Here is a 6,963-nt window from a genome sequence, read left to right as displayed (position 1 = left end):
AGGGCAAGGAGGGCCGCATGACCGTACGGCGAGTAATGGGCATCGAGACGGAGTACGGCATCTCCGTCCCCGGCCACCCGAACGCCAATGCCATGCTCACCTCGTCCCAGATCGTCAACGCCTACGCGGCGGCGATGCACAGGGCCAGGCGTGCCCGCTGGGACTTCGAGGAGGAGAACCCGCTGCGGGACGCCCGCGGCTTCGACCTCGCCCGGGAGGCCGCCGACTCCAGCCAGCTCACCGACGAGGACATCGGCCTCGCCAATGTCATCCTCACCAATGGAGCCAGGCTCTACGTCGACCACGCGCACCCCGAGTACAGCTCGCCCGAGGTGACCAATCCCCGTGACGCCGTCCTCTGGGACAAGGCCGGCGAACGGATCATGGCCGAGGCCGCCGAGCGGGCGGCCCAGCTCCCCGGTGCCCAGCCCATCCACCTCTACAAGAACAACACCGACAACAAGGGCGCCTCCTACGGCACCCATGAGAACTACCTGATGAAGCGGGAAACCCCCTTCTCGGACATCGTGCGCCACCTCACCCCGTTCTTCGTCTCCCGGCAGGTCGTCACCGGCGCGGGACGCGTCGGAATCGGCCAGGACGGCCATGAACACGGCTTCCAGATCAGCCAGCGGGCCGACTATTTCGAGGTCGAGGTCGGGCTGGAGACCACCCTTAAACGTCCCATCATCAACACCCGTGACGAGCCCCATTCCGATGCCGAGAAATACCGCCGCCTCCATGTGATCATCGGCGACGCCAATCTCTCGGAGGTCTCCACCTATCTCAAGCTCGGCACCACCGCCCTCGTCCTCTCCATGATCGAGGACGGCTTCATCGCCGTCGACCTGGCCGTCGAACAGCCGGTGCGCACCCTGCACCAGGTGTCCCACGACCCCTCCCTGCAACAGCTCGTCACGCTGCGCAGCGGCCGGACGCTCACCGCCGTACAGCTCCAGATGGAGTACTTCGAGCTGGCCAGGAAGTACGTCGAAGAACGTTTCGGCGTGGACGCCGACGAGCAGACCAAGGACATCCTGATCCGCTGGGAGGACACGCTCAACCGGCTGGAGAACGACCCGATGAGCCTGTCGGGCGAGCTGGACTGGATCGCCAAGAAGGAGCTGATGGAGGGCTACCGCCGACGCGACGGCCTGGACTGGGACGCCGCCCGGCTGCATCTCGTGGATCTCCAGTACGCGGACGTAAGGCCCGACAAGGGGCTCTACAACCGTCTGGCGGCCCGAGGGAAGATGAAGCGGCTCCTGGCCGAGCCGGACGTCCTGCGGGCCGGGACGAAGCCGCCTGAGGACACCCGGGCCTACTTCCGGGGCCGCTGCCTGGAGCAGTACGCGGACGACGTGGCCGCGGCCTCCTGGGACTCGGTGATCTTCGATCTGCCGGGCCGTGACTCGCTCCAGCGGGTCCCGACCCTGGAGCCCCTGCGCGGCACACGCAACCACGTCAAGGAACTGCTCGACCGCTGCCGGACCGCTGAGGACCTGGTCCGGGTGCTGTCGGGAGGCTAAAAGATCCCGGTTCGGGCATCATCTCCGGGAATCATCGGGATGGTCCCCGGACGTTGAGGAAAGTGCGGGGCCGATGTCAGACCCGGCTTGTAGGGTCTGATCTTGACAGGAACGAACTCACGTCAGGGCAAACCGAGCGGGGTGAGGGACATGGCGACCAAGGACACCGGCGGCGGACAGCAGAAGGCCACGCGTTCCACGGAGGAGGTCGAGGAGCAGGCGCAGGACGCGCAGGCTTCGGAGGACCTCAAGGAGCGACAGGAAAAGCTGTCGGACGACGTGGACTCCGTACTGGACGAAATCGATGATGTGCTAGAGGAGAACGCCGAGGACTTCGTGAGGTCATTTGTTCAGAAAGGTGGGGAATAGGGCGCTATGTCCGATTTGCAAAAAGGGAGGCGGTGCTCCCGATGCAGGCGGACATTGCCGTTCGAATCCTTTGCGAGCAATAGATCCATGCCCGACGGTCTTCAGGCGTACTGCCGGGAGTGCGCTGCGGCGTACTACCGGGAGCGCCAGGAGGCCAAAGGGCGCAGCGTGCGAGTCAGAGTTGCTGTGCCGGCCGGTCACAGGAGGTGCCCGCAATGCTGTGAGGTAAAGCCGCACAGCGAGTGGGAGCGGAACAAGACATCACGAGATGGCTGGGCAAGCTACTGCAAGGTGTGCCGAGCGGCGCGGAACCGCGAGAGCTACTTCCGCCGCAAGTACGGCATCACCGAGGCCGACCGCGATGAGATGATCTCGTCCCAGATGGGCATCTGCTGTATCTGTCTCGCGGCTCCCGCCGCCCATGTGGATCACTGCCACGAGACGGGTAAGGTCCGTGGCGTACTGTGCTTCAACTGCAATTCGGCCATCGGCAAGTTGGGAGACGATCCCGACACCGTCCGCCGGGCTGCCGCCTACTTGGAAGGAAACTCGTGGAAGCCAACACTCGTGGCACCGGGCGTCTACCAGCTGCCTTCCTGACGCCGGGCTCGTCGTCGTTCATGGACTTCCTGGGGGACCACTCCCCGGATCTCCTCCCGGGGAAGCGCGTCCTCCCGCCCATGCAGGGTGTGATCGAGGCGCCGCACGGCACCACCATCGTGGCGACGACGTTTCCCGGCGGGGTGGTGCTCGCCGGTGACCGGCGGGCCACGATGGGGAACATGATCGCGCAGCGGGACATCGAGAAGGTGTTCCCGGCCGATGAGTTCTCCGCCGTGGGCATCGCCGGCACGGCAGGGCTCGCGGTGGAGATGGTGAAGCTGTTCCAGCTGGAGCTGGAGCACTTCGAGAAGGTCGAAGGGGCGCAGCTGTCCCTGGAGGGCAAGGCGAACCGGCTCTCGACCATGATCCGGAGCAATCTGGGCATGGCGATGCAGGGGCTCGCGGTGGTTCCGCTCTTCGCGGGGTACGACGTCGACCGGGAGCGGGGCCGGATCTTCTCGTACGACGTCACGGGCGGCCGTTCCGAGGAGCTGGGTTTCGCGTCCACGGGCTCTGGTTCGATCTTCGCCCGTGGGGCGATGAAGAAGCTGTACCGGGACGATCTGACGGAGGAGCAGGCGCTCACGCTGGTGGTTCAGGCGCTGTACGACGCGGCGGACGACGATTCGGCGACGGGCGGGCCGGATGTGGCCCGGCGGATCTATCCGATCGTCACCGTGATCACCGAGGAGGGTGTCCGCAGGCTTGGCGGGGACGAGTCCTCCGCGATCGCCGCTTCGATCCTGGAGCGCCGTCTGGAGCAGCCCGACGGTCCGCGCGCCGCGCTGCTCTGATTTGTTGACCCGGCTTCGGCCGGGTGGTGCCTTTACACCACTGACAGAAAGGGACGGATAGCCGGTGACGACGCCGTTCTATGTCTCGCCCGCACAGGCCATGCAGGACCGGGCGGAATTTGCCCGGAAGGGCATCGGCCGTGGTCGCAGCCTGGTTGTGTTGCAGTATGCCGACGGCATTGTTTTCGTCGGTGAGAATCCGTCCCGCGCGCTGCACAAGTTCAGCGAGATCTATGACCGTATCGGTTTCGCCGCGGCGGGCAAGTACAACGAGTACGAGAATCTCCGTATCGGCGGGGTGCGGTATGCGGATCTGCGCGGTTACACCTATGACCGTGACGATGTGACCGCGCGCGGTCTGGCGAATGTGTACGCCCAGACGCTGGGCACCATTTTCTCCAGTCAGGCCGAGAAGCCGTATGAGGTGGAGCTGGTCGTCGCCGAGGTCGGTTCGACGTCGGAGGGCGATCAGATCTATCGGCTGCCGCATGACGGCTCGATCGTGGACGAGCACGGTTCGGTCGCGGTCGGTGGCAATGCCGAGCAGATCAGTACGTTTCTCGATCAGCGGCAGCGGGACGGGATGTCGCTCGCCGAGGCGCTGAAGCTGGCCGTACAGGCTCTGTCGAATCAGACCAACGGCAATGACCGGGAGATCCCCGCGGAGCGGCTTGAGGTGGCGGTCCTGGACCGTACCCGGCCGCAGAAGCGGAAGTTCAAGCGGATCGTGGGGCGGCAGCTGGCCCGGCTCCTGGAGGCGGACGGGGCGGCTTCGGCTCCGACGGACGCGCCGTCGGACATCGAGGGCACCGCGGACGCGGATGACGCCGGAAGCACCGCAGGCACCGGAAAAACGGCAGACGCCGCCGAGTCCGCCGACACCACGGAATCCACCGACGCCGCCGAGTCCACCGACTCCACCGACCGCGAGGAGTAGGCGCCGGCCGCGTAGCCGAGAGGCGCTGGACAGGCGCCGCCGAAGACCGTGCCCCGGGCCGCAGACGCGGTCCGGGGCACGGTTGTGCGCGCGGGCTCCGGCGGACCGGTCGCCCATCCGTGCTCAGGGGGCCTTGACGGGGGCTGTGGAGCCCCGGACGACGAGGGTGACGGGCAGTTCCCCCCGGGCGGGTGTACGGCCTTCCAGTACGGCGAGGAGGGCTGTCATGCCGCGTTCGCCGACCTGCTCGGCGGGGAGCCGGACGGTGGTCAGCTCGGGATCCAGCGCGGTGGCGAGCGCGAGATCGTCGAAGCCGGTGACGGAGATGTCGCCGGGCACCTGGAGCCCGAGTCGCCGGACGGCCTTGCACGCGGCGGCGGCCAGGATGTCACCGTCGCAGACGATCGCGGTGGGCCGCGGTCCGGGCCGGGTGAGTGCCCGCTCGGTCATGGCGCGCGCGGCGTCGATGTCGAAGGGGGCGCTGACCGTACGGAGGCGGGCACCCGGGACGGCGCCGAGTGCGGCGGTGAGTGTCCGGGCGCGTACGTCGAAGGTCCAGGAGGGGATGTCGGAGCCCAGGTGGAGGAAGCGGCGGTGGCCGAGGGCGAGCAGGTGGTCGGTCAGCAGGCGGATGCCGTCGGCGATGTCGAGATTGACATGGGCGGCCGCCGCGCGGTCGGTGGGATCGCTGTCGAGCATGACGAGGGGGAGGCCGGTGCCGCGGAGGGTGGTGAGGGCGTCGGTGGCCATGGAGGAGGCGATGATGCCGTCGAGGGCGGCGCGGGCGGAGGCGAAGGGGTCCCTGGCGGGGCCGATGCCCTCGGGTGAGGGATAGATGACGACGCCGAATCCATGGTCGGCGGCGATGGCGGACGCGCCGGTGTGGACGCGGGCGAAGAACTCGTTGGTGAGGGCCGGGACCACGAGGAGCGCGGTCCGGGTGTGCCCGAGGCGCAGGTTCCGTGCGGCGAGGTTGGGCCGGTAGCCGAGGGCGCGTGCGGTGTCGCGGACGGTGTCGGCGGTGCGCTGGGAGACTCTGCCGCGCCATTTGTCGCCCAGGACGAGCGAGACGGTCGCCTGGGACACGCCCGCGGCCCGGGCGACGTCCCGGCTGGTGGGGCGTGCGCCGCCGCCGGCCGGCTGTCGCCCCCGGTCCGGGCCGGCCGGGTCCTGGCCCGGTGCGGGGGCCCCGGCGCGGGGCGTCCGGTCGCGGGCGGCGGACCGGGTGGGGCCCCGCCCTTCGCTGCCGGGAGACGTCTGGATCACGGGCGCTGTCCTTCGCGGTTGTCGCGCCGCTGTCGTGCCGCCGGCGCGCTCCTGTCAGACCGTCGCCGCGGCGGCGCCGGTTCGTCGGTGCGCCGTCGTGCCTCTGGCCGGACCGTAGTCCGCGGTGGGCGCGCTGTGGACCGGCGGACTGTGGCCATGGTACGTATGGGCTCCTGACGTTATACGTAACACCTCGGTCGGGCCGGGGAAGGGGGACGGGTCATGGGGGCGGGAGCGACGAGCGACGCCGGACACTCGGGACATCCGGGGTACGCGGGGTACGCGGACATCCTCAAGGCGCCGCATGCCGCACGGCTGCTCGCCGGAACGCTGGTGGGGCGGCTGCCCAACGCCACCGCGCATGTCGCGATCATGCTGTTCACCAGGGCGGAGGGCGGGAGCTACACGCTGGGCGGCGGGCTGGCGGCGGTGTACGGCGTCGCGACCGCGGTCGGCCAGCCGCTCCTCGGGCGGGCCGTCGATCTGCGGGGCCAGCTCCGGATCCAGCTCCCCGCCGCCGTCGTCTCCGCCGCCGGCATGGTGGTCTTCGCCGTCGCCGGGATCGGCTCGCTGCCCCTCGCCTACGCGGCCGTCGCCGTCGCGGGGCTGTTCACCCCGCCTCTCGAAGGGGGCCTGCGGGCGCTGTGGCCCGGGGTACTGGGGCGGCAGGACCGGGTGCACCGGGCGTACGCCATGGATGCCGTCGCCCAGGAGATCATGTTCACGCTGGGGCCGCTGCTGGTCACCCTGCTGGTCTCGTTCCGGTCCGCGGCTGCCGCACTGCTGGTGATCAATGTGATCGGGGTGTTCGGGGCGCTCAGTGTGGTGGTCTCCGTGCCGTCCCGGGCGTGGCGGTCCGCGCCCCGTGAGGCGCACTGGCTGGGCGCGCTGCGGTCGCCCGGGCTGCTCGCCCTGCTGGCCGCGTTCCTCTTCGTGGGACTGGCGATGGGTTCCATCACGGTCGCCGGGGTCTCGTATGCCGATGATCACGGTGGGGAGGCGGTCTACGGGTGGCTGATGGCCGCGCTGGGCTTCGGGGCCCTGGTCGGGGGCCTGGGGTACGGCGCGCGCCAGTGGGCGGGTGCTCCCGAGCGGCGGTTGCGGGTGATCGTCGCACTGCTGGCGCTCGGCTATCTGCCGCTGGTCCTGACCCCCGGTGTGGTCGCGATGACGGCGCTGGCCGCGGTCGCGGGTGTGTTTCTCGCGCCCGCGATCGCGTGCGCGTTCATCGTGGTCGACCGGCACGCTCCGCGCGGCACGGTGACGGAGGCGTTCTCCTGGCTGGTGACGACCTTCGGGGTGGGGGCCGCCGTGGGGACCGCGGTCGCGGGTCCGGCGGTGGAGCTGGGATCCACGGCGTGGGGCTTCGCGGTCGCGGGGGCGGGGGGAACCGCCGCGCTGCTGGTCCTGATGGCCACTCAGCGGGTCCTCGCGGTTCCCGGGCGTACCAAGGGCATCGCGGGTT

Annotated in this window: 7 protein-coding genes; 6 read left to right on the top strand and 1 reads right to left on the bottom strand. The window is 69.4% G+C overall.

Annotated features, from left to right (window positions below; translation table 11 throughout):
* The first annotated feature begins 17 nt into the window (after positions 1-17).
* The 5 genes from dop (at position 18) to prcA (ending at position 4,232) form a co-directional block, all read left to right on the top strand.
* Positions 18-1,529, top strand: coding sequence for a depupylase/deamidase Dop (gene dop, locus ACWF94_RS22490; RefSeq protein WP_453491171.1), 1,512 nt, complete (start codon positions 18-20; stop codon positions 1,527-1,529).
* A gap of 150 nt (positions 1,530-1,679) precedes the next feature.
* A complete protein-coding gene (locus tag ACWF94_RS22485) occupies positions 1,680-1,898 on the top strand; it encodes a ubiquitin-like protein Pup (protein WP_011027899.1) in 219 nt (72 codons plus the stop codon).
* Positions 1,899-1,985: 87 nt separating this feature from the next.
* The gene (locus ACWF94_RS22480) at positions 1,986-2,498 is read left to right on the top strand and encodes an endonuclease VII domain-containing protein (RefSeq protein WP_453491169.1); all 513 of its coding nucleotides are present in this window, start codon (positions 1,986-1,988) and stop codon (positions 2,496-2,498) included.
* On the top strand, positions 2,450-3,295 hold the full coding sequence (prcB, locus tag ACWF94_RS22475) for a proteasome subunit beta (protein WP_453491166.1): 846 nt from the start codon (positions 2,450-2,452) through the stop codon (positions 3,293-3,295). Before ACWF94_RS22480 ends, prcB begins: the two co-directional genes overlap by 49 nt.
* Before the next feature lie 64 nt (positions 3,296-3,359).
* Positions 3,360-4,232, top strand: coding sequence for a proteasome subunit alpha (gene prcA, locus ACWF94_RS22470; protein WP_453491163.1), 873 nt, complete (start codon positions 3,360-3,362; stop codon positions 4,230-4,232).
* Positions 4,233-4,355: 123 nt separating this feature from the next.
* On the opposite strand, the gene ACWF94_RS22465 is transcribed toward prcA, so the two are convergent.
* Complete coding sequence (locus tag ACWF94_RS22465; protein ID WP_453491160.1) at positions 4,356-5,498, bottom strand: LacI family DNA-binding transcriptional regulator; 1,143 nt, start codon at positions 5,496-5,498, stop codon at positions 4,356-4,358.
* A 222-nt stretch (positions 5,499-5,720) separates the two neighbouring features.
* Between ACWF94_RS22465 and ACWF94_RS22460 the strand changes: the two genes are divergently transcribed.
* Positions 5,721-6,963 (top strand): MFS transporter (locus tag ACWF94_RS22460; RefSeq protein ID WP_453491157.1); only part of this gene is annotated, 1,243 nt, incomplete at its 3' end.

The sequence above is a fragment of the Streptomyces sp. NPDC055078 genome, assembly GCF_053607985.1.
This window is presented reverse-complemented; position numbering and strand designations above follow the sequence as displayed.

What these genes read in the sequence shown, in the direction of transcription:
- dop (WP_453491171.1), top strand. Translation starts at nt 18, where the DNA reads ATGACCGTACGGCGAGTAATGGGCATCGAGACGGAGTACGGCATCTCC.
- ACWF94_RS22485 (WP_011027899.1), top strand. Translation starts at nt 1,680, where the DNA reads ATGGCGACCAAGGACACCGGCGGCGGACAGCAGAAGGCCACGCGTTCC.
- ACWF94_RS22480 (WP_453491169.1), top strand. Translation starts at nt 1,986, where the DNA reads ATGCCCGACGGTCTTCAGGCGTACTGCCGGGAGTGCGCTGCGGCGTAC.